The organism is Hyphomicrobium sp., assembly GCF_035687085.1.
Taxonomy (GTDB): domain Bacteria; phylum Pseudomonadota; class Alphaproteobacteria; order Rhizobiales; family Hyphomicrobiaceae; genus Hyphomicrobium_B.
Genome location: NZ_DASRYS010000021.1, coordinates 55,088 through 76,288, shown reverse-complemented (window position 1 = coordinate 76,288; position 21,201 = coordinate 55,088). Strand labels below are relative to the sequence as shown.

The 21,201-nt window shown below is 62.4% G+C and carries 22 protein-coding genes; 16 read left to right on the top strand and 6 right to left on the bottom strand.

Annotated elements, in window-relative coordinates:
- The first annotated feature begins 10 nt into the window (after positions 1–10).
- Entirely contained in the window at positions 11–670 is a 660-nt protein-coding gene (locus tag VFG26_RS17215) for a thiopurine S-methyltransferase (RefSeq protein WP_325027268.1), read from the top strand.
- Positions 667–1,089, top strand: a complete 423-nt coding sequence (gene mutT, locus VFG26_RS17210) for an 8-oxo-dGTP diphosphatase MutT (RefSeq protein ID WP_325027267.1) — start codon at positions 667–669, stop codon at positions 1,087–1,089. The genes VFG26_RS17215 and mutT overlap by 4 nt, the downstream gene beginning before the upstream one ends.
- Here the strand turns inward: mutT and VFG26_RS17205 are convergent.
- Positions 1,040–1,948, bottom strand: a complete 909-nt coding sequence (locus VFG26_RS17205) for a methyltransferase domain-containing protein (protein WP_325027266.1) — start codon at positions 1,946–1,948, stop codon at positions 1,040–1,042. The genes mutT and VFG26_RS17205 overlap by 50 nt on opposite strands.
- Before the next feature lie 106 nt (positions 1,949–2,054).
- Between VFG26_RS17205 and VFG26_RS17200 the strand changes: the two genes are divergently transcribed.
- The 9 genes from VFG26_RS17200 (at position 2,055) to VFG26_RS17160 (ending at position 9,808) form a co-directional block, all read left to right on the top strand.
- Positions 2,055–2,897 carry a ComF family protein gene (locus VFG26_RS17200; protein ID WP_325027265.1) on the top strand — a complete coding sequence of 281 codons (843 nt, stop codon included), beginning with the start codon at positions 2,055–2,057 and terminating at the stop codon, positions 2,895–2,897.
- Between the two features lie 127 nt (positions 2,898–3,024).
- Positions 3,025–3,285 (top strand): glutaredoxin 3, encoded by a 261-nt coding sequence (gene grxC, locus VFG26_RS17195; RefSeq protein ID WP_325027264.1) that lies wholly within the window; start codon positions 3,025–3,027, stop codon positions 3,283–3,285.
- A 2-nt stretch (positions 3,286–3,287) separates the two neighbouring features.
- On the top strand, positions 3,288–4,163 hold the full coding sequence (locus VFG26_RS17190) for a carbon-nitrogen hydrolase family protein (RefSeq protein WP_325027263.1): 876 nt from the start codon (positions 3,288–3,290) through the stop codon (positions 4,161–4,163).
- Complete coding sequence (locus VFG26_RS17185; RefSeq protein WP_325027262.1) at positions 4,160–4,609, top strand: DUF1178 family protein; 450 nt, start codon at positions 4,160–4,162, stop codon at positions 4,607–4,609. The genes VFG26_RS17190 and VFG26_RS17185 overlap by 4 nt, the downstream gene beginning before the upstream one ends.
- 134 nt (positions 4,610–4,743) lie before the next feature.
- Positions 4,744–5,814 (top strand): biotin synthase BioB, encoded by a 1,071-nt coding sequence (bioB, locus tag VFG26_RS17180; RefSeq protein WP_325027261.1) that lies wholly within the window; start codon positions 4,744–4,746, stop codon positions 5,812–5,814.
- Complete coding sequence (locus VFG26_RS17175; protein ID WP_325027259.1) at positions 5,798–6,931, top strand: 8-amino-7-oxononanoate synthase; 1,134 nt, start codon at positions 5,798–5,800, stop codon at positions 6,929–6,931. Before bioB ends, VFG26_RS17175 begins: the two co-directional genes overlap by 17 nt.
- Complete coding sequence (bioD, locus tag VFG26_RS17170; RefSeq protein ID WP_325027258.1) at positions 6,928–7,575, top strand: dethiobiotin synthase; 648 nt, start codon at positions 6,928–6,930, stop codon at positions 7,573–7,575. Before VFG26_RS17175 ends, bioD begins: the two co-directional genes overlap by 4 nt.
- Entirely contained in the window at positions 7,572–8,831 is a 1,260-nt protein-coding gene (locus tag VFG26_RS17165) for an adenosylmethionine--8-amino-7-oxononanoate transaminase (RefSeq protein WP_325027257.1), read from the top strand. The genes bioD and VFG26_RS17165 overlap by 4 nt, the downstream gene beginning before the upstream one ends.
- Positions 8,828–9,808: a beta-ketoacyl-ACP synthase III gene (locus VFG26_RS17160; protein ID WP_325027256.1), complete on the top strand. Its 981-nt coding sequence runs from the start codon at positions 8,828–8,830 to the stop codon at positions 9,806–9,808. Before VFG26_RS17165 ends, VFG26_RS17160 begins: the two co-directional genes overlap by 4 nt.
- Before the next feature lie 10 nt (positions 9,809–9,818).
- Here the strand turns inward: VFG26_RS17160 and VFG26_RS17155 are convergent, their stop codons facing one another.
- The 5 genes from VFG26_RS17155 to VFG26_RS17135 all read right to left on the bottom strand — a co-directional run bounded on the left by VFG26_RS17155 (position 9,819) and on the right by VFG26_RS17135 (position 17,980).
- Positions 9,819–10,400, bottom strand: coding sequence for a YceI family protein (locus VFG26_RS17155; RefSeq protein ID WP_325027255.1), 582 nt, complete (start codon positions 10,398–10,400; stop codon positions 9,819–9,821).
- Positions 10,401–10,424: 24 nt separating this feature from the next.
- Entirely contained in the window at positions 10,425–10,976 is a 552-nt protein-coding gene (locus VFG26_RS17150; protein ID WP_325027254.1) for a cytochrome b, read from the bottom strand.
- Positions 10,977–11,080: 104 nt separating this feature from the next.
- Positions 11,081–11,986, bottom strand: a complete 906-nt coding sequence (locus VFG26_RS17145) for a transglutaminase family protein (protein WP_325027253.1) — start codon at positions 11,984–11,986, stop codon at positions 11,081–11,083.
- Positions 11,983–14,550, bottom strand: a complete 2,568-nt coding sequence (locus VFG26_RS17140) for a circularly permuted type 2 ATP-grasp protein (protein WP_325027252.1) — start codon at positions 14,548–14,550, stop codon at positions 11,983–11,985. Before VFG26_RS17140 ends, VFG26_RS17145 begins: the two co-directional genes overlap by 4 nt.
- Before the next feature lie 127 nt (positions 14,551–14,677).
- Positions 14,678–17,980 (bottom strand): transglutaminase family protein, encoded by a 3,303-nt coding sequence (locus VFG26_RS17135; RefSeq protein ID WP_325027251.1) that lies wholly within the window; start codon positions 17,978–17,980, stop codon positions 14,678–14,680.
- A gap of 309 nt (positions 17,981–18,289) precedes the next feature.
- On the opposite strand from VFG26_RS17135, the gene VFG26_RS17130 reads away from it, so the two are divergent.
- The 5 genes from VFG26_RS17130 to VFG26_RS17110 all read left to right on the top strand — a co-directional run bounded on the left by VFG26_RS17130 (position 18,290) and on the right by VFG26_RS17110 (position 21,128).
- Positions 18,290–19,369 carry a zinc-binding metallopeptidase family protein gene (locus VFG26_RS17130; protein WP_325027250.1) on the top strand — a complete coding sequence of 360 codons (1,080 nt, stop codon included), beginning with the start codon at positions 18,290–18,292 and terminating at the stop codon, positions 19,367–19,369.
- Positions 19,370–19,454: 85 nt separating this feature from the next.
- On the top strand, positions 19,455–19,640 hold the full coding sequence (locus VFG26_RS17125) for a hypothetical protein (protein WP_325027249.1): 186 nt from the start codon (positions 19,455–19,457) through the stop codon (positions 19,638–19,640).
- Positions 19,641–19,679: 39 nt separating this feature from the next.
- Positions 19,680–20,258, top strand: coding sequence for a hypothetical protein (locus VFG26_RS17120; RefSeq protein WP_325027248.1), 579 nt, complete (start codon positions 19,680–19,682; stop codon positions 20,256–20,258).
- A 49-nt stretch (positions 20,259–20,307) separates the two neighbouring features.
- On the top strand, positions 20,308–20,529 hold the full coding sequence (gene hemP, locus VFG26_RS17115) for a hemin uptake protein HemP (protein WP_325027247.1): 222 nt from the start codon (positions 20,308–20,310) through the stop codon (positions 20,527–20,529).
- Between the two features lie 248 nt (positions 20,530–20,777).
- Positions 20,778–21,128 carry an antibiotic biosynthesis monooxygenase gene (locus tag VFG26_RS17110; protein WP_325027246.1) on the top strand — a complete coding sequence of 117 codons (351 nt, stop codon included), beginning with the start codon at positions 20,778–20,780 and terminating at the stop codon, positions 21,126–21,128.
- Positions 21,129–21,201 lie beyond the last annotated feature (73 nt).

Sequence of the window (21,201 nt, the reverse complement as noted above, 5' to 3'; positions counted from 1 at the left end):
CTGAGATCTCATGGATAAGGCATTCTGGCACGAGCGTTGGCAGAGCCGCGAAATCGGGTTTCACCAGCAGCACATTCATGAGCAGCTGTTGCGCTTCTGGCCGAAGCTTGGGCTGCCGCAGGCAAGCACTGTCTTCGTTCCGCTGGCTGGCAAAAGCCGCGACATGGTTTGGCTGGCGACGCAGGGCCATCGCGTGATCGGGGTCGAGCTGTCGGATATGGCGGTGCGCGAGTTCTTCCAGGAAGGCGGGCAGGTACCGAACCGCTCTTCGTCGGGCGGGTTCGAGGTTTCTTCGGCCGGGCCGTTCGAGATCTATTGCGGCGATTTCTTCGAGATGACACCCGACGTCGTCAAAGACGCCGTAGCCGTCTACGACCGTGCCGCGTTGATCGCGTTGCCGCCGGACATGCGCGTCCGATATGCCGAAACGCTGGCGCGCATTATTCCGCGTGAGGCCATCATTTTCCTGATCGCGATCGAGTATCCCGAGGGCGAAATCACGGGGCCGCCATTCTCCGTTTCTCCGGATGAGGTCCGCCGGCTTTTTGGCGCGGCCTTCGAGATCGACGTGCTCGAGGCGCGCGATGGGCTGGCAGGCAGCCAAAACCTGAAAAAGCGCGGCGTCACGCGCCTTGTAGAGACGGCATATCTGCTGAGGCGGCGCTCATGAAGCCGTTGCTTCTCGTTGCCGCCGTCGCGCTCATCGACGACGACAACCGGGTGCTCATTGCCCAGCGCCCGGAAGGCAAATCCATGGCCGGTCTCTGGGAATTTCCTGGGGGCAAGGTGGAGCCGGGGGAAACGCCGGAAGATGCGCTTTGCCGCGAGATCAAGGAAGAACTCGACATCGAGCTTTGCCGGACGTGTCTCGCGCCGTTCAACTTCGCGAGCCACGCGTATGAGACTTTCCACCTGCTGATGCCGCTCTATCTCTGCCGGACGTGGGACGGCGAGATCAGGCCGCGCGAAGGGCAGACCGTCAAATGGGTGCGGGCGCTCGATCTCAACCGCTATCCGATGCCGCCGGCTGACGAGCCGCTCATCCCTTGGCTGAGGGATCTGTTGAGCGAGGCTTCAGCACGTCCTTGAGGCTGACCTGGGCTGAGCCTGGCTGCAGCGGCTTTTGCTGGCTTTCGTGCGGCACCCAGCCGGTCAGCGTGACGATTTCGAACGTCGCCGGAATGCGGCCGTTCGGTAATCCGAACCGCTCCTGATAGATCTCAGCCGCGCGCAGCAGCAGGCCGCGCGTCACCGGCGTGCGGCGGCGTTCCGTCAGCGGATTGCTGGCTGCCATCGCCCGCAATTCCTGCATCAGCGCCAACGGAGACGCGTAGGTCACCTCGACGATGTCGTTATCGGCGACGGGCAACGCGAAACCCGCGCGCTGCAGAAGCCCGCCCAATTCGCGCACATCCGCGAACGGCGCAACGCGAGGAGAGGCACCACCCAAAACCTCGTCCTCGGCGATGATCCAGGCCTCGCGAAGCTCTTTCAGCGTTTCGCCGCCCAGCATCGCGCCGAGGAAAAGGCCGTCCGGCTTCAGGGCGCGGTTGATCTGGATGAGTGCGCCCGGCAGGTCGTTGACGAGGTGCAGCGAGAGGCCGGACATCACAAGATCGAGGCTGCCAGCTGCAAACGGCAGCGCCTCCTCGTCGGCCACGACCTTCAGCCCGCCGGCGCGCGCGAGAGCCGCGAAGGAGGGCTCCACATCGATGATCGTGCCGATGGACGGCAGCTGCCGCAGCCGCTCCGCCAGCAGGCCATGATAGGCGCCGAGGCTGACGCAGAGGGGAAAATCCCGGCGCACGAGAGACAGACGCAGGGCGAAATCATCGGCCACCCGCTCCAGCAGGAAATCCGGGAGGCTGGCGCCAGTTGCCTTGGCGGCGGCGCGGTCACGGCGCTGTCTGATCGATGATCGGTCGAAGATCCGCGGTGCGCCGGGCATTCGCCAGCCTTTCTATTGAGTTGAGACCCCAGCCAACGTGGTCTGCCCGGGGTTCCCCCGCATCGAAGTTCTCGCTGGCGTTAGCGCGTTGCGCTAGGGTTGTGCAATGTCGAACAGTCATATGGTTGCAGAGGCCAGCACGGACGACGATGACCTGAGCGAGGGCCGCCGGAGCCGGTCTTCCGATGCGCTCATGGGTGTTCGTCCTCTCGCCCGGCTTCGGCGCGCGGCACTCGATATGCTTCTGCCGCCTGTCTGCCTCGGCTGCCGTACCCGGATCATGGACCACGACGCGCTCTGCCCGTCGTGCTGGCGGCAGATCAACTTCATCCGGCCGCCGCTTTGCGACCGGCTCGGCATCCCGCTCGCTTTCGATGCCGGCCTCGATCCCGGCGCGCCCACACTCTCTGCAGCGGCAATCGCAGATCCGCCGTATTACGATCGCGCCCGTGCGGTTGCCAGCTTCGACGGGCTGATGCGGGGCCTTATTCACGGCTTCAAATTCCACGATAGCCACAACGCGCGACGGCTGTTCGGGCGATGGCTCGCGGAGTTTGGACGCGATCTTCTGGCGGAGACTGACCTCCTTGTGCCAGTGCCGCTCGCCCGGTGGCGGCTGCTGGCGCGCAGGTTTAACCAATCGCAAATTCTCGCCGTGGAAGCGGGGCGGAGAATGGGAAAGCCGGTCAACCCATTCGCGCTTCAGCGGATCCGGTCGACCGCGCACCAGATCGGGCTCACCCGCGCCCAACGTATGCGAAATGTGGCAGGCGTCTTCCGTGTACCCCAGAGTGAATTGCCGGCGGTTGCTGGAAAAGCCATAGTTCTGGTTGACGATGTCATTACGAGCGGGGCCACGGCATCGGCCGCCACCCGCGCCCTGAAACGGGCTGGCGCTCGCAGGGTCGATGTTCTCGCTCTTGCAATTGTTTCAGAACGATATTCCTGAGACTGCAAAGAGCGTGACTTAGCCGCGGCACAGCGGCGCAAATCTGCGATGCAAGGTTGCACGGCCTTGGGAACGGTTTAGTTTTGATTCGAAGTGTCCGTACGGCGTGTTGAGAGGCGCCTTAGAAATGCAGAAGGTGACGGTCTATACTGCTGGCAATTGCTGCTACTGCCATATGGCCAAGGACCTGTTGCGGCGCAAAGGCGCCGCGTTCGAGGAAATCGACCTCACGGGCCGCAATGATTTGCGTGCTGATTTAAGTGTGCGGGCCGGCGGCCGGAGAACGGTTCCCCAGATCTGGATTGGTGACGTCCACGTCGGCGGCTGCGATGACCTTTTCGACCTTGAGCGTTCTGGCCGCCTCGATACGCTTTTGACAGCAGCCTGATCATGTCCTCGCGATCCAAGACAGCATTCCGTGCCGCTCTCGTTCAAATGCGAGCCGGGCGGAGCGTTGAGCGCAACGTCGCCGACGCGATCGCATTCATCAACGAAGCGGCGGATCGCGGCGCGTCTTACGTTCAGACGCCCGAATGCACGACGCTGATGGAACTCGATCAGGACCGTCTCATGAGCGAAACGAAGCCTGAAGAAGGCAATGCCGCGCTCGCCGCGTTCAGCGATGCTGCGCGCAAACGCAATCTGTGGCTTCACATCGGTTCGATGGCGGTGAAGGTCGGCGAGCGGAAACTTGCCAACCGCGCCTACGTCATCGCTCCGGATGGAACGATCGCTGCCCGCTACGACAAGATCCATATGTTCGATGTCGATCTCGGCGGCGGCGAGTCCTACAGCGAGAGCGTGAACTATCAGGCGGGACCTAACGCCATCCTCACCGACCTGCCGTGGGGATCGCTTGGGCTCACCATTTGCTACGATCTGCGCTTCCCGGCTCTGCACCGGGCGCTGGCGAAAGCAGGCGCGAAGTTCATCGCAGCGCCGGCTGCTTTCACCCGCACAACGGGCGAGGCCCATTGGCATACACTGCTCGCCGCCCGCGCTATTGAGACCGGCACCTATGTTCTCGCGGCCGGACAGGGTGGCCTCCATGAGAATGGGCGCGAGACCTTCGGGCACAGCATCATCATTTCGCCGTGGGGCGAAATTCTCGCAGAAGCCGGGGTTGACCCGGGCGTCGTCGTTGCCGATATCGACTCGGCTTACGTCGATCAAGTGCGGCGGCGCATTCCGTCGCTACTGCATGACCGCGATTTCAATATCGTGGTCGCAAACTCGAAGGCACCTTCCCTGGTGCATGAATCGTGATCAAATACCTTCTGGGATGTCCTTCCGGACATGAATTCGAAAGCTGGTTTCGCGCCAGCGCCGACTATGACGCGCAAGCAAGCGCCGGCGAGATTAGCTGCCCGCTGTGTGGTTCGCTCGATATCTCGAAGCAGCCCATGGCGCCGTCGATCGTGACCAAGACGTCAGTCGCTCCGCGTCAGACCAACGCAAACACCAACGCCATTCCCATGCAAAGCGGCGACGCGAAGGTGGCGCTCGAGGCACTGCGCGCCATCAAAAAGAGCATTTTCGAGAACTCGGAAGACGTCGGAACGCGTTTTGCCGAAGAAGCGCGAAAGATCCATTTCGGTGAAGCCGAGGAACGCCACATTCGCGGGACCTCGACACTCGAGGAGGCGCAGTCGCTGTCCGAGGAAGGCGTGCCGTTCGGCATCCTGCCCGCTCTGCCGGAAGATCTTAACTAAAAGCGCTATCCTGGCGTTTTCGGGCTTTCCCGCCGGTCAAGGGAGGCATTTTGGCGGTTGCTAGCCGGGGCGGAAGCGGTGCAAACATCTTCTCCGGACCGGGGCGACGTCTGCCCCGTGGAGATTGCACCCGAATGACATCAACCGTTAGCCGCCTCGATGCCTCTGCGCTTGCCAGCAGCCGCGGAGGTCCCGCAATCCGCCATGATTGGACGAGCGCCGAAGCGCTGGCGCTCTATGAGCTGCCGCTCATGGAGTTGCTGTTTCGCGCGCAGAGCGTGCACCGGACGTCTTTCGATCCGAATAAAGTTCAGATGAGCCGCCTCCTGTCGATCAAGACGGGCGGCTGCGCCGAGGACTGCGGCTATTGCAGCCAGTCCGCACACCACAAGACGGGGCTTAAAGCCTCGAAGCTGATGGAAGTCGAGCGCGTCATCTCGGAGGCCAAGAAGGCGAAGGCCGCCGGCGCGACCCGCTACTGCATGGGCGCTGCATGGCGCAGCCCGAAGGCACGCGACATGGACGTCGTCGTTGCCATGGTTGAAGGCGTCAAGTCGCTCGGCATGGAAACGTGCATGACGCTCGGCATGCTATCCGACGACGATATCGTCAAGCTGCGCGATGCCGGTCTCGACTATTACAATCACAACGTCGATACGTCGGAAGCCTACTACGACAAGATCATCACCACGCGGACGTACGCCGACCGGCTGGACACGCTGGCGCGGGTTCGCGATGCGGGCATGAAGGTTTGCTCGGGCGGCATCGTCGGCATGGGCGAAGAGCGGCAGGACCGCGTCGACATGCTGGTCACGCTCGCCAATCTCGATGAGCATCCCGAAAGCGTGCCGATCAACATGCTGATCGCCATTCCGGGCACGCCGCTCGAAAACACCGAGCGGATCGATCCCATCGATTTCGTGCGCACCATCGCGGTTGCGCGCATCATGATGCCGAAGTCGTTCGTGCGCCTCTCCGCAGGCCGCACCGAAATGACGGACGAAATGCAGGCGCTGTGCTTCTTCGCCGGCGCCAATTCGGTGTTCGTCGGCGAAACGCTGCTCACCGCCGACAATCCGGGCGAAGACAAGGACAGCAAGCTTTTTGCAAAGCTCGGTCTTTCGGCGCTCGAAATCGAGAGCGACGAATCTCACCGGGCAGAGTTAGCGTCCACTACGGTTCAGCGGGATGCCTGCCAATCATGAGCGTGCGCTCGACGCGCTCCTGCGCCGCGGGCGTTTGAGAACGCTCGAAGCGGCGCACGGCATCGATTTCACCTCGAACGATTATCTGGGGCTCGCGAAGTCGCGCGAGCTTGCGCAAGCCGTTGAGCAGGCGATTGCGCGTGGCGTGCCGGTTGGAGCCGGCGGCTCGCGGCTCTTGCGCGGCAATCACGAGGAGCACGAAGCGCTTGAAGAGGAGGCGGCTCGCTTTTTCGGCGGCGAGACAGCGCTTTATTTCGGCGGCGGGTTCATCGCCAATTCGGCGCTCCTTTCGACGCTGCCTGCACGCGGCGATCTCATTGCCTACGACGAATACATTCACGCGAGCGCGCACGACGGCATGCGTCTTTCGAAGGCGACCGCGGTCGAGGTTCGCCACAATGACGCGCAGGCGTTCGAGGACGCGATAACGGCGTGGCGGCGCTCGGGTGGAACCGGCCAGCCGTGGATCGTCATCGAAAGCCTCTACAGCATGGACGGCGACCGCGCGCCGATCGGCGACCTCTTCGCCATCGCGCGGCGTCACGATGCGGTGCTCATTATCGATGAAGCGCATGCGACCGGCGTGTTCGGCCCGGAAGGACGCGGGCTCGCGGCGGATCTTGAAGGCCACGACAACGTCATCAGTCTGCATACGTGCGGCAAGGCGCTCGGCGCCATGGGCGCATTGGTGATTGGCCCGCGCGTCGTCAGAGATTTTCTCGTCAATCGCGGGCGGCCATTCATTTACGCGACGGCTCCCTCGCCGCTGATCGCTGCGACCGTGCGTGCTGCAATTGACATCTGCCGGACGCAGCCCGAGCGGCGCGAGCGCTTGATGGCTCTCCTCGCGCACGCGGAACGCGAGTTGAGAGCGAAGACGCGGTTTACACCGTCTGGTTCGCAGATCCTGCCGCTCGTCGTCGGCGGCGATGTTCCCGCAGTCGCGATGGCGAAATCGATGCAGAGCCGGGGCTACGACATTCGCGCTATTCGTCCGCCGACGGTGCCGGAGGGCACATCACGTCTCCGGCTGACGATCACGCTCAATGTCGAGGAAGCTGACATCACGCGCCTCGTCGACGATATCGCCGAAGCGGAAGCGGAGACCGCGGCATGACCATCCGCATCGTGATCGCCGGCACCAGCACGGACATCGGCAAAACCGTTTTCTCCGCGGCGCTGACGAACGCACTCGACGGATATTATTGGAAGCCCGTGCAATCGGGGCTGGCTGGAGGGACGGATTCGGAGACGGTCAGCCGGCTCACCCACCTGCCCTCTTCCCGGATCATTCCGGAGAAGTACCGGTTGCATACACCGGCCTCGCCGCATCTTGCCGCCGAGATCGACCACGTCGAGATCGACACGAAGAAGCTTTCGCCGTTCGGGCTGCCGACGCCGCTGGTGGTCGAGACCGCGGGCGGTCTCATGGTGCCGCTGACGCGCCGGATGTTGCAGATCGACCTGCTGGCGCAGTGGCGGCTGCCCGTCATTCTTTGTGCTTCTACGGAACTCGGCACGATCAATCATTCGCTTCTATCCATCGAGGCGCTGAAGCGGCGTGCCATTCCGATCATCGGCGTCGCCTTCATCGGCAACCAGAATGCCGACAGCGAGCGGACGATTGCAGCGTTCGGCGCCGTGCGGCGGCTCGGCCGGTTGCCGCGTCTCAGCCATCTTGATGCGGACACGTTGCAGGCTGCGTTCGCGGAGAATTTCTCGGTGGCGGATGTTCTCGATATCGGGGCTGTCGGCCCATGACATCGAGTTCGATCTGGCATCCTTTCACGCAGCATGGGCTCGAACCTGCAATGACGCCGATTGCGCGTGCGGCAGGCGCGTGGCTGGAGACGCCGGAGGGCAAGCGCATCTTCGACGGCGTCTCATCGTGGTGGGTCATTACGCACGGACACCGGCATCCCAAAATCATCGCGGCCATGCGCGCGCAGACCGAGCGGCTGGATCAGGTGATCTTCGCGGGGTTCACGCATGAGCCGGCGGAAGCCGTCGCGGATGGGCTGCTGAAGATCGCGCCCGAAGGGTTGCGCTACTTGTTCTTTTCCGACAGCGGCTCGACCTCGGTCGAGGTCGCGTTGAAAATGGCGCTTGGCTACTGGAAGAACACGGGGCAGTCGCGGTCGCGCATTCTCGCGCTGGAGGATGCTTATCACGGCGACACGATCGGCACGATGTCGGCGGGTGCGCGCGGCGTGTTCAACGCTGCCTATGAGCCCTTGCTGTTCGAGGTTGGGCGGATTCCGCGCCCCAAGCCTCACCATGCTCAGCCGACGTTCGATGCGCTCGAAATCGCCTGCCGGAGAGGCGATGTCGCCGCCTTCATTTGCGAGCCTTTGATCCTCGGCGCGGGCGGCATGCTGATGTATGACGCTGACACGCTGAAGGAAATGCACCGCATCTGCAAAGCGCACGACGTGCTCTTCATCGCGGATGAAGTGATGACGTGCTTCGGACGGACCGGCACCGTGTTTGCCTGCCAGCAGGCGGGCATTCCTCCGGATATTCTCTGCCTCGCCAAGGGCCTGACGGGCGGGTCGATACCGCTCGCGGTCACGATGTGCTCGGCGCCTATCTATGATGCGCACTTCTCGAAAGACCGTTCGCGGACGTTTTTTCATTCGAGTTCGTATACCGCCAATCCGATTGCGTGCGCGGCGGCGGCCGCCAACCTCGAAGTCTGGCGCACGGAGCCCGTTATCGAACGGATTTTGGCGGTATCGCAAAGCCAGGCTCTGTGCCTGAACGATCTTGCAGCCGATGCGCGCTTCGTGAACCTGCGCCAGACCGGCACGATAACCGCTTTTGAAATCGCCGATACGCAAGCCGGTTATCTCGCCAATGTTGCGTTGGACCTGCGGGCGCGGCTCTTGGAACGCGGCGTGCTGCTTCGTCCGTTGGGATCGACCGTCTACGTGATGCCGCCTTACTGCACGACCAAGGATGAATTGCAGTTCGTCTACCGCAGCATCGTCGAAGCCGTCGACGAGGTGCTGTCATGACGGGCGTCGAAATTGTCAGCTTTGGGCACTATGCACCGGAGCGCGTTGTTCCCAACAGCGAAATCGAGGCGCGGCTCGGCCTTGAGGCTGGTTGGATCAAGCGGCGTACGGGGATCGAAGAGCGGCGGTATGCGGCCGAGGGCGAAGCGCTCTCCGACATTGCGGTGAAAGCGGGAGATATGGCGCTGGCGCGCGCCGGGCTTTCGCGAGATGACGTCGGTCTGCTGTTGCTTGCCACCTCGACGCCCGATCACTTGCTGCCGCCCTCGGCGCCGCTCGTCGCGCATCGCCTCGGACTGGCGAGTGCCGGAGGGATCGACATGGCGGGTGCGTGCGCCGGCTTCATTTATGCACTCACCTTGGCTGATAGTTTCGTCAGAACGCAGCAGATGCCGGTTCTCGTCATCGCGGCGAACATTCTTTCCCGCCGGATCAACGAAGCGGATCGCGCGAGCAGCGTCCTCTTTGCCGATGCGGCAGGTACCGTGTTGCTTGCACCCAGCGCGCGCGCGGACGCCGGCGTTATCGGCGCGCATTTAGCGGCGCAAGGTCAGCAGTACGATCTGATCACGATACCTGGCGGCGGGAGCCGCAAGCCGTTTTCAAAGATCACCGATCCCAAGGACGTGCTGATGGTGATGAACGACGGCCGGGCCGTTTACGCCGGCGCTGTCGCGATGATGACGGACTGTGCGGAGAAGGCTTTGGCGAAGGCGGGGCTTTCGACTGGCCAAGTCAATCATCTCATCCCGCATCAAGCCAACGACCGGATGATGGGCACGCTTGCGCATCAACTCGATATCGCGCCCGAGAAGCTGCGTTCGACGATCGAAGCGTTCGGCAACAGCTCTGCGGCGACGATCCCGTTTACGCTTTCGGCTACGGCCGAAAACAGGCCTTACACGCGCGGCGATACGGTGCTGATGACCGCGGCGGGCGCCGGATTGACCGGCGGCGCCGCAGTCTTTCGCTGGTAGAGCGCTTCGCCTACTGGCGAATGCCTTCGATGTTGAGCTCGAGTTCCACCGTTTTCGCTGCGGGTCCCAGATCGCGCTTGATGCCGAAATCGGCGAGCGTCAATTCCGTGGTCCCGACGAAGCCATCGCGATAGCCGCCCCAGGGGTCCTTGCCGCCGCCGATGCGTTCGGCGTCAATGGTGATTTCCTTCGTGACGCCGTGCAGCGTGAGGTTGCCGGTGATTTTCGCCTTATCCGATCCTTCAGCCTTGACGCTCGTGCTCTCGAACGTGGCCGTCGGGAACTCGTCGGTGGCAAGCAGATCGGCGGCGCGCAAATGCTTGTCGCGCTCGGCGTGGTTGGTATCGACGCTCGCGGTATCGATCTCGACCTTCACTTTCGAAGCGTCGGGGTTCTTTTCGTCGAAGGTAAAGTTACCGGAGAACTTGTTGAAGCGTCCCGTGAGCCAGCTGAAGCCCAAATGCTTGATGCGGAAGGTAATCGACGCATGCGCGTTCTTGGTGTCGATGACGTAGTCAGCGGCCGTCGCGGGCAGCGAGGTCAATAGCGCGACCGACATGGATGCCGCGAGAGCTGCTATTCTAGACTTCATGGACGTCTTTCCTTCTTTGGTAGGTCATGAATTCGGCGGGCCCGACCACATGCGCTTCAGGATGGCGGTCTTGTCGACGTAATGGTGCTTCAAAGCGGCGAGCGTATGGACGGCGGCAAGGGCGATCACCCCGTAAGCCAGGATTTTATGGACGTAGCCGGCGCGGCTTTCGAGACCGCGCATCTGGAAGATCGAGGGCACGTTGAACCAGCCGAAGACGCTGATGGGCTCGCCTCCTGCGGTCGAGATCAAGTAGCCGCTGACGAGTAGCGCGAGCAGCAAGAGGTAGAAGCCCCAGTGCACTGCGCGCGCCGCCGTTTTCTCGACAGGTGAAAGCTCTGCGTCCGACGGCTTGACGTTTACCGCGCGCCACAGCCAGCGCACGATCAGCGCGAACAGCAGCAGCATGCCGACGCTGCGATGAATGTCGGGGGCGGAATTGTAGTAGGGGCTGTAGTAGTCGAGACCGACCATCCACACGCCGAGAACGAACATGGCGATAATCGCGATCGCCATCAGCCAGTGGAAGAGCCGCGAGACAATTCCGTATCCTCCCGATGTATCGCGAACAAGCATCGCTGCCCCAGGTCAACGCTCGGCCACCAACGGCCCAGCCCGGCTGAGATGCAGGCGCGGCGGAATTTCTTCAAGAGGGCACACAAAGGTAACCGCTGTCCGGTTCAGCGTCCGCTCAATGCGTCGGCAGGTGCGCCAGCGACCATGTTGACGTCGACGCCGACGCTGACCGAATGCTCGCCGCCGCCGCGCAGAACGCCGCTGATGGGGCTTACGTCATCATAATCGCGGCCGTAGGCGACGGTCACGTGTTCGTCGCGCACGATCATGCCGTTGGTTGGATCGAGATCCACCCAGCCGTATTCCGGCGACCAGACTGAAACCCAAGCGTGCGAGGCGTCTGCACCTTGCAGCTTCGGGCGGCCCGGCGGCGGCCGGGTGTGGAGGTAGCCGCTGACGTAGCGCGCGGGGATGCGCAGTGCGCGAAAGCAGGCGAGTGCGGCGTGGGCGAAATCCTGACAGACGCCGCGCTTGGTCCGGAAGACTTGGGCGACTGGCGTCGAGACATCCGTTGCATGCGGATCGAAGGTGAATTCCCGGTACATGCGCATGGTGAAATCCATGGCCGCATCGAGCACGGGGCGGCCGCGCGCGAAGGAGGGCCGCGCGTATTCCGCGATCTCGAGCGTCGGGACCGTCAAGCGCGATGCGCAGCGGAACATCAGCACGTGCACATCACGTTCGTGGCCGGCTGCGAGAAGCTTCTCGTCCAGCTGGTCCCACGGCGTGGTGCCGAGCAGATTAAGCGGCGGTGGCGCCAGTTTCTCGACCGTGCTCCGCGCGGTCAGCACAAGCTCTTTATGCTGAGATTCGATATCGAGAATGATATCGATGTTGCCGAAGGTATCGATGCCGTCCTGGCGGGACGCGGGTTCGGGTTCTACCGTCAGCTCGTGATGGCGAACGATCTGCCCGGGCAGCGTGCGCGGCGTCATATGCACGAGATGCAGCGACTGCACGACCATCGAGCGGTAGCGGTAATGCGTCTTATGGGTGATATCGAAGATCATAGCGAGGGCTCGGCCCTCGTGTGGGCCCGGTGGGGCGCTTCATCCATGACGTTGAAGTAGTGGCGCGTGATTTCGTTCGACAGCTCCGGCAGCATATCGAGCTGATCCATCAGCAGCCGTTCTAGCGTCGCGCCGCTCGGTTCTTTCGACATTGCTTCGATATCGGCCATGCGCAGCGACGTCAGCAGCGCGAGGATGAGCCGGCGGTCTTCCGGCAGGCCCGCACCCTTGTGCGCATCGGGAAGCTGTTCGAGATGGCGGGCGATGGCTGAGAGCTGGTAGGCGAGGCTCCGTGGATTTGACTCGTCGAGCAAGAGCAGATCGAGCACCAGCGGCAACATCGGATCCAGCCGGTAGCGCGAGCGATAGGTAATGAAGCTGTCGGCTAGTTCGAGCAGCAGCAGCAGGCTGCTCGCCGTTTCTTCCGGATCGGGAAGCGGGATGAACAGCGTGAGTATCGCCTCGGATAAGTCCTGCGCGCGCTCGATGCGGCGGCCCATGTCAAGAAATGCCCAACCGTAGTTGCGGGTCATGTTCTCATGCATGAAGCCGTTGAAGGCAGCGATTGAGGCGAGGCCTTCGTCCAGCACGTCGAGCACTTCGAGTGGCTGCGCGGAGTTCAGCGCTTCGCGCCAGCGGTCGCCCGGGCGGAATTTCGTCAGCGTCTGCCAAGCTTCGAGCGAGAGGCGATCGCGCACGAGATGGGCGACCCGATAAAGGCCGTCGAGCGTGCGCTCCAGCGTGCGCGATCCGACGCCGTTGGTGATGAGACGCTCACATAGCGCTTCGATTTCCGAATCGGGCGGGGCTTCACGGCTGTCCGAGGCGAGCCCCAGATCCTTGCCGAGAAGCACTTCCAAGCATTTGCGCGCAGCACGGCGGCCGGTGTCGGGAACGCTGTCTTCCTCAATGCGCCGGAGCGCACCGCGCAGAACGCGCATGGTCCAGTCGGCGCGTTCGCTGTAGCGGCCGAGCCAGAACAAATCGTCGGCGACGCGGCTTTGGATCACGCGCTGCGAGCGTTCGATGCGCGTGGTGGCCAATGTCGGACGCCAGAGGCTCACGTGTGGTGCGAGTTCCTGGTCAGACAGCACCCAGACGTCGCGCGTGCGGCCGTCCGGTGCGCTCAATGCTACGGCGCGTTCGGGATCGATGCTCATGGCGAGACCGCCCGGCATGACCTGATAGCCCGGGGCTGTCCTCGACACGAAGAGACGCACGGCGAACGGTTTCGGCGCGAGCCCGCCATCGTGCAAGACCGGCGCGGAGCTGAAGCCTGCCTTCTCTTCCGCCACGAGCGTCGCGCCATGAAGCTCGATTTCGCGCTTCATCTTTTCGCGGTCGGGCGCGGAAAGGGTGCGGGCTTCCCATCCGAGCGCGGCTTGGCCCGGCCGGCCTGTGCCTTCCTGCGCTTTGCGGATGATGAACTTTTCAGGCTCGGCGAAAACTTGGCGGCGCGCTTGCGGATCACCAAGCCACCGGCGCGGGGCGTCGTGCAATTCAAGGTCTTCGCCGAGTACCTGCCGCGCCAATTCCGGCAAATAGGGTCCGAGACCGCGGTTCTGGGCCAGTGCCGTGCCGATGGCGTTGACGACGAGGCGTGGCGAACGGCGGCAGACGCGGAGCAGGCCTGAGGGACCGACGAAGCCTGTCGGATCGAGTTCGAGAGGATCGCTCGTCTTGCCCTCGATGCAGCGCACGAGAAGATCGATTTCTTTCAGGCCTTCGAGCGTTTTTAAATAGACCTGCTCGTTGCGGGTCTTGAGGTCATGGCCTTCGATGAGAAGGTAGCCCAAATAGCGCGCGAGATAGGCGTGCGAGAAATAGTCTTCGTGGTGCGGGCCCGGCGTCATCAGCGCGATGCGCGCATTCTCGCGCCCGGAATGCTCCGTCAAAGTCGCCTGGAGTTCCTGGAAATATGGCGCCAAGCGGCGGGCGTTGCAGTCCCTGAAGAGATCGCCGGCGACGTGCGTGTGCACGACGCGGTTGGCGAGCGCAAAGCCGATGCCCGCCAGTGTTTCGGTGTGGTTGTCGATGATGCGCCATTTGCCATCTTCGCCGCGCGCTATGTCGGCCGCGTAGAACATCAGGCCGCCTGCGTTCGGCAGCACGCCGTTGGCGGGAGCAAGATAGGCGGCGTCCGAGAAGATCAGCTCGGCGGGCACCAGCCCTTGGCGAAGCAGCTTTTGCTCGCCGTAGACGTCATTCAGCAGCGCATCGAAGAGACGGGCGCGCTGGATGAGCGCTGATTCCAAGCTGTGCCATTCGGCCGCCGAGATGACGACGGGCAGGAGATCCAGCGTCCAGCGCTGTGGTGTGGTGTAGGGATCGGCGAAGATATCGTAGGCGATGCCCGTTTCGCGCACACGTAATGCCAGCCGAGAAGCGCGCGCCTGGCGTTCGTCATCGGGCAGATCGCCCAGGCCTTCGAGCAAGCTCTGCCACTGCGGGCGGACAGCGCCCGATCGGTCGAGCAGTTCGTCGTAGCCCGCAATCTCCTTCACCCGGTATGTGCTCAGGAGGCTGGACACGTGCTGCTCTGTCATTGCCGCTGCTGTCGTCATAGCGACCGATCCACGCCGCGACGTCCTTCCCCCAAATCACCCCGTGCACTATCGGGTGCCCAGCCACGCTCCGCAAGCGACCCCGCGCCGCGTCTATACCAAATGGCCTGCTACGCACAGCTTGTCTTCACCCGGGATTGCGGCGCAGGTCCAGCGTGCATGGATAATCCGGGTTAACGCTCTCGGGCTTGACCGACATCGGTCCCGCGGTATGGCCCTCGCTATCGAAGCGGGCGAGGCGGCGGCCTTCGGCTTCATAGGCGTTGACCGGAAAGACCTCGAAGTTGCGCCCGCCCGGGTGCGCAACGTGATAGCGGCAGCCGCCGATCGAACGTCCGCTCCAGGTGTCGACGATGTCGAAGGCCAGCGGCACGTGCGGGGGGATCGTAGGATGCAACGCGGACGGCGGCCCCCAAGCGCGGTAGCGAACGCCAGCGATGGCTTCGCCCCAGTTGCCCGTCGGCGCCAGCGGTACAGGCCGGCCGTTGCACGTCACGACATAACGGTCGCCGGTCTGGCCTTTGACCTTCACCTCGACGCGCTCGAGCGAGGAATCAACGTAGCGCGCGGTTCCGCCGGAGACGCTCTCTTCGCCCAGCACATGCCAAGGTTCGAGCGCTTGGCGGAGTTCGAGCGTGAGGTTGGACGCCGAGATGGTGCCATAGAGGGGAAAGCGAAACTCAAAATGCGGGCGGAACCATTCGAGTTCGACCGGGAGATTCGCCGCTTTTAGGTCAGCGATGACGGAGGCCAGATCAGACCAGAGATAATGCGGCAGCATGAACCGGTCATGCAGTGCCGTGCCCCAGCGCACCAGCTTCTGTCGATAGGGCCTCTCCCAGAACATTGCGATGAGCGCCCGCAGCAGCAGTTGCTGGGCGAGGCTCATGCGCGCGTGCGGCGGCATTTCGAACGAGCGGAATTCCACGAGGCCCAGCCTGCCTGTCGGGCTGTCCGGCGAATAGAGTTTATCGATGCAGATCTCAGCGCGATGCGTGTTGCCCGAAACATCGATGAGCAGGTTGCGGAAAAGACGGTCGACCAGCCAGGGCGGGATGTGCCCGGCGCCATGATCCGGCACTTGGCTGAGCGCGATCTCGAGTTCGTAGAGCGCCTCATGACGGCCTTCGTCAGCGCGTGGCGCCTGACTCGTGGGGCCAATGAACATGCCCGAGAAGAAGTAGGAAAGCGCTGGATGGTTTTGCCAATAGGCAATCACGGAGGCGAGAAGATCGGGACGCCGCAGGAAGGGACTGTCGGCCGGTTCCATGCCACCCAAGACGATATGATTGCCGCCGCCTGTTCCGGTGTGCCTACCGTCGAGCATGAATTTTTCGGCTGATAGCCGGGCTTCGTGCGCTTCTTCATAGAGTGCCGTCGTGATCGCGACCGAATCCTCCCAGCTGGACGAGGGATGGATGTTGACCTCGATGACGCCGGGATCGGGGGTGACCTTGATCACGTTGAGACGCGCGTCCGGCGGCGGATTATAGCCCTCGATCTGGACGGGGACGGCGGTCTCCTTGGCGGTCTCCTCGATCGCTGCAACGAGGGCGGCATAATCTTCAGCGTCCGTCAGCGGCGGCAGGAACACGCAAATGGCGTTACCGCGCGGTTCTACCGTTAGCGCCGTCCTGACCGAACCGGCGACCTCCGGCATGATCGCGCTCGACGCATTTGGCTTGGCGGCCTCGAGCGTCACGGTGCGCCGTTCCTGCAGCAGGACGGAACGCTCCGGCAACGGCCGCGGCGGGCTCATGGGATCGCGTGGGAAGACATTTGATTGTTCGTGCGGCTCGAGCACGGCGAAGGACTGCAGCGGCAGCCTGAAGCCGGCCGGAGAGTCGCCAGGCACCAGGAAAAGGTGCTCGCGGCGCAGCGCCCAGCGCTCGGTGACCCAGCGGCGGCCGCGATCGGCCGTCTGCCAAGCTTGTATCGGCAGGACGTAGCTCGCCACATTGGCCAGTCCGCGATCGAAGACGCGGGCGATCCTCTCGCGCTCGGCCGGATCGGCGAGCTTGTTGGCCTCGGCCGTGACGTTGATGGGCAGTTTGCGCTCGACGAGCAAGAAGTGCGCGGGGTCTTCATAGGCCGGGACGGCGCTATCTTCCGGAAGGCCAAGCCTGGCGCAGAGGCCGCGCATCAGAGCCTCGGCATCCTCGATCATCGCGGGCCGGGCGACATTCTCGCTGACAATGAGCTCCTGGTTCTCCCAAAGCGGAAGGCCGTCACCGCGCCAGTAGAGTGCGAAGGCCCAGCGCGGCAGCTGCTCGCCGGGGTACCATTTCCCTTGGCCGTAGTGGAGCAAACCACCCGGCGCGAACCGCCGTTGCAGACGCCGGATCAGGTCATCGGCGTAGCGGCGTTTCGTGGGGCCGACGGCTGCCGTGTTCCACTCCGCGCCCTCCATGTCGTTGGCGGCGACGAAGGTCGGCTCGCCGCCCATGCTGAGGCGCACATCGCCTGCAACCAGGCGCTCGTCGATCGTCTTGCCTGCTTCGACGATGGTGTTCCACGTGCCGTCATCGTACGGCTTGGTGACGCGTGGCGTCTCGCGAATGCGCGTGACACCCATTTTGAAGTCGAACGAAACTTCAGCCTTCGTATGGCTGCCGCTGATCGGTGCCGCACTGACGGGATGGGGTGTGGCTGCGAGCGGGATGTGACCTTCGCCGGCGAGCAGGCCTGAGGTGGCGTCCAGGCCGATCCATCCGGCACCCGGAATGTAGACCTCCGTCCAGGCATGAAGATCGGTGAAGTCGGTATCTGCGCCGGCAGGACCGTCCTGGGGCTTTACGTCAGGCTTCAGCTGAATGAGGTAGCCGGAGACGAATCGCGCTGAGAGGCCGACGTTGCGCAGGATCTGCGTCAGAAGCCAGGCGCTATCGCGGCAAGATCCCGAGCCCTTGGTGAGTGTTTCCTCCGGCGTCTGCACGCCCGGCTCCATGCGGATGAGGTAGCTCACGTCGGCTTGGACCATGCGATTGAGATCGCAGATGAAGTCGATCGTCGTTTGAGGATTGCGGTCGATCCGCTGCAGATAGCGCTGAAGCTTGGGCCCAGGCGGAGCGGCTACGAGGTAGGGGGCGAGTTCTGTCTTCAAGATGTCGCCGTAGGCGAACGGCCAGGTGGTGGCGCTTTCCTCGATGAAGAAGTCGAACGGGTTGATGACGGCCATGTCGGCCACGAGGTCAACGGTGACTGAAAACTCCGTTGTCCCCTCCGGAATGACGACGCGCGCGAGGAAGTTGCCAAAGGGATCCTGCTGCCAGTTCAGGAAGTGCAGCTTCGGCTGGATGTTGAGCGAATAGCTGAGAATCGGCGTTCGGCAATGCGGAGCTGGGCGGAGGCGTATCACCTGCGGCGCCATGCTCACCATTTGATCGTAGCGGTAGCTCGTTTGGTGGGTCAGCGCGACGTGAAGGACCATGAACCGTCATTATCCTTTTCTTGAACAGATGCGCGGGCAAGGCATCTCAAATAGGCAGACACCAACGGCCGCGGAAACGAATTAGTTCTACCTGCGTTACCGGCCGGAAACTTGTGGTACAAGCGCTCGTCAGCCCAAAAAGTACGCAGTCGGCCAATCTGCTTTAGGTTTAAGCAGGCTGCCTGCAAAAACCTGGGGTCCGTGCGATTTATAAGGGCATCTTCGAAGCTCATCGGCAAGGTCAGAAGACCGGCCGCGGGGCGCCAAATGGCATCCAGACACGTCCATTGGATTTAATCGGTACGCGGCATGAAAAACTACGCCTGCACGCATTGCGGAAACACCGTGTACTTCGAGAACGTGAAGTGCATAAGTTGTAGCAAAACCTTGGGGTTCGATCCGGACGAACTCGCGGTCGTGACAATCGAGGAATCGGGCCTCAGCAAGGTTACGCCGGATGCGCCGATTTTCCGGAAGCTGAGCAGTACGCCGACCGACGTTCCGCTACGATATTGCGCCAACGCGGAGTTCGGCGTTTGCAACTGGCTGACACATGAATCCGAGAGCAACGCCTTCTGCAAGGCTTGCGACCTCAATCGCTTCATTCCGAACCTTTCGGAGCCGGGCAGCCTGCAAGCATGGCGCGCGCTCGAGCAGGCGAAGAAGCGCCTCGTGTATTCGCTGCTCCGCTTCGGCTTGCCGTTCGACGAGAAGGCCTCGGCCAAAGGTGCGCTCACCTTCGATTTCGTAAGCAATGCCCTGACGGGGCATCAGGACGGCGTCGTGACCATCAACGTCAACGAAGCTGATTCCGTGCAACGGGAGCGGCAACGGCAGAAGTTCGATGAACCCTATCGTTCGCTGCTCGGACATCTCCGCCACGAGAGCGGGCATTATTACTGGATGGTTCTCGTCGAGGAATCCGGCAGGCTGGAAGAATATCGCGCGCTTTTCGGCGATGAACGCGAGGACTACGACGCGGCGCTGACGCGCCATCATAGTTCCGGCCCGCTGCCCGATTGGCAGGAGCGCTTCGTTTCTGCCTATGCCAGCTCGCACCCATGGGAAGACTGGGCCGAGACCTGGGCGCACTACCTGCACATGGTCGATGCGCTCGACACGGCTGCAGCCGAAGGCATGGAAGGCCACGGCATCCGGCTCGACCTGCGCGACGATATTTATTCCAGCGTGACGTTCGATGCTCTGATGGCGCGTTGGGTGCCGCTGACAATCGCCATGAACAGCCTGAGCCGCAGCATGGGCCACGATGATTTCTATCCGTTCGTGATCCCGGGCGCGGCTTACGACAAGCTCGCCTTCATCCATCGCGTCATTCACCAGGGCGTCAAGAAGCCAGCCACTAAGCCTGCCGTGGCGGCAAAAGTTTAAACTTGACTCGCGAAGTATACTTTCGCTTTAATGGTTGCTCGCCATTTGCGGGGCCTTGAACCCCGATACTTTGGAGAGAGAACCCATGAAACGCTCGCACTGCGGTGGTGAGCGGCTAGAGGCACGCGAGAGTACCACCGCCGTGCTTGCCGCATCCATGTTCGCCGCGTCAGCCGGAATGATCTGGGACCTCGCAACGGGTCATGTCTCGGCTTTCGACCGCATGCTCTCCAATTTGTCTGAGGACGAAGCGTCCGACAGCGAATCTTGAGCAGCGACAATTTCAAAACCGAAACATGGGTCAGCAGCAATGCGAAGCAAACTTTCCAAGCTGAACAACGATAATGCGACCAGCCACTCTGCTGGCGAAGATCTCTGTGCCGGCCACGCACTTGGATTTCCAATGCGGGCGGAACTCGGATTTCTGCCGATCGAAAGCATTACGCTCGATCTCTTTCGCTGTCTTTGCGAGGTCTACACCACAGGTTCGGCGCAGCCCTGGGACATCGCCATGAAGGAAGCCGAAGAAAAGCTCGGCGCCGGCGAGGGGCCTATTCTGGTCGCGCGCGTGACCGCGCTGCTGCGCGCGCTCAGAGCAGAACGAAAAATCGGGTTCTCCTATCTCAGCGTCGGCTGCCAGCATGTGTCGCCGGACGAGCTTGCCGTCTCGGGATTGCTGAAAGCGGCCCGCGTGGGCGATGAGACTGCGCTTTTCCGTGGTTTGAAGCTCGCCCTCGATGGGCAGCCAACCTCAGCACGCACGCAATTTGCGGTTCGCGCGCTTGCAGCCTTCCAGCTGCAGCATATCGCTGCCAGCCGGGACGACCATGCCGAGGCCGAGAGCCACGAGCTGGAAAAGCAAACCGTCCGAAGCTCGTATCTTCACTAAGGGCGTGTGCCTCATGTCCTCCCTAAGAGAGACGGCGCCGATCGATCGAATGACCTCAACGAAAGAACCCGCGGAGCCCAAACCGCGGCAAGTGGGAACTCAGCCTGCTTCTATTTCAGCGCCGCCCGACGCCGAGGCAGACAATGAAAGCTGCCTCAGATATCGCGTGGACGAACTGCTGAAAGGCAGGCGGGAAGTCATTCTTCTCCATTGCGGGCAGGAGTATCGCCTGCGCATCACGGCAACCGGCAAGCTCATTCTGACGAAGTGAACAATTTTAAGCGTTCGTACAGGCGTGACGACACGACCATTTGGCATTTTCGCAGCCGTTTGCGGGCCTGCCGCGTTTACGTTTCGCTCAGAGTTTAGGATCGCAAGGTTCCGAAAGCGCATCGGACGATCAATTTATAGACGTATCTTGGAGCGAAATGACTCCCGTCTCGCAGCTCTGAGATCGCTTGGCAGACCGGAAGCCGTACAGCTCCGGTCTGCCGCTCCTTCATGGAAAGGATGTCAAAAATGTACATCGCGATGAACCGCTTCAAGGTCGAACCGTCGCTTGCCAAGGAGTTCGAGCAACTATGGATCGGCCGGGAAGTGCACCTGCACAAAGAGCCGGGGTTCATTTCATTCCAAATGTTGCGAGGGCCTGTTCGTGATGATCACGTTCTTTATGCCTCGCACACGGTCTGGCGTTCGCTCGCCGACTTTCAGGCGTGGACGAAGTCGGAATCTTTCCGCAAGTCACACGCGTCTGCCGGCGAGTCGGCGCGGAAGCTCTATCTCGGCCGGCCAGAGTTTGAAGGCTTCGATGTGATCCAGGAAGTTAGCGGCGACGGCTCGAAGTCCTCCCGCGCTGCGGCTGAATAAGTGCGCATGAACGAGGTGCTTTGATCGGCGACCGTTGAGCGGCGGCCGCGCACAGGGTCGCATTTTTTGACGC